Below are 1,269 nucleotides of genomic sequence, written 5' to 3' on the forward strand. Positions count from 1 at the left end.
AATTTGAAAAAGGGTTGTTAACATTTTTCAAATATATAAATAGAGAAGTTTCAAGTGTTGAACCATTGAGCATAAAAGGTAAAGATGAATTTGCCCAAATGGCAACAGTAATAAATGAAAATATCAAAAAGATAAATGAAGGCTTACAATTAGATAATAAAGCAGTAAGTGATGCACTAGAAGTAGTAGAAGAGATAAAAAGAGGGCATCTAGATGTACAGCTAACAACAAAAGCAAGTAACCCACAATTGGTACAATTAAAAGATGCATTAAATATGATGTTGTTAAATATAAAAACAAATATGGATTCAGTATCAAAAGTATTAAAAGAGTTTAGTAACTATAAATTTGTAAATAAAGTACAAACAAATAATGTAGAAGGATATATGTTAGAGTTTATAAATAATGTAAACTTTCTAACAGATGAGATATCAGGATTGCTAAAAGAGTCATTGACAATAGGAGTGACATTAGATAAAGCATCAGATAATTTAATAACAAATGTAGATATATTAAATAAAAGCTCAAATGAAGCAGCAGCAAGTTTAGAAGAAACTGCAGCAGCATTAGAAGAGATAACAAGTACAATAGTAAGTAGCTCAGAGAATGTAGAGAAGATGAGTACAAATGCAGATTATTTGATAAAATCAGCAAAAACAGGGCAAGAGTTGGCAAATAAAACAACAGTAGCAATGGAAGAGATAAATAGTCAAGTAAACTCAATAGAAGAAGCAATAACAGTAATAGATCAAATAGCATTCCAAACAAATATCCTTTCACTAAATGCAGCAGTAGAAGCAGCAACAGCAGGAGAAGCAGGGAAAGGGTTTGCAGTAGTAGCCCAAGAAGTAAGAAACCTAGCAGGAAGAAGTGCGCAAGCAGCAAAAGAGATAAAAGAACTAGTGGGTAATGCAACAGTAAAAGCAAATGAAGGTAAAACAATAAGCCAAGAGATGATAGAAGGGTATGATAAACTCTTAGAGAATATTGAAGAATCAAATGAGATGATACAAGAGATATCAAATGCAAGTAAAGAACAAGAGAGTGGAATAACACAAATAAATGATGCAGTAACACATTTAGATCAACAAACACAACAAAATGCATCAATAGCAACACAAACACATGAGATAGCATTGCAAACAGATTCAATAGCAAAAGAGATAGTATCAGATGCAAATGCGAAAGAGTTCTTAGGAAAAGATAGTGTAAAAGTTAAAGATATTGAAGTTCATGAGGACTCTTTTGACTCTTCTGCTTCAAAAGAAG

General features: G+C 31.4%; 1 pseudogene. It reads left to right on the forward strand.

Annotation, left to right across the window (positions count from 1 at the left end):
* Positions 1-617 precede the first annotated feature (617 nt).
* A pseudogene (locus CRU93_RS14420) lies at positions 618-1,031 on the forward strand (methyl-accepting chemotaxis protein); the annotation flags it as partial.
* Positions 1,032-1,269: the final 238 nt, after the last annotated feature.

The sequence above is a fragment of the Arcobacter sp. CECT 8985 genome (assembly GCF_004116495.1).
In the GTDB taxonomy this organism is placed as follows: domain Bacteria; phylum Campylobacterota; class Campylobacteria; order Campylobacterales; family Arcobacteraceae; genus Malaciobacter.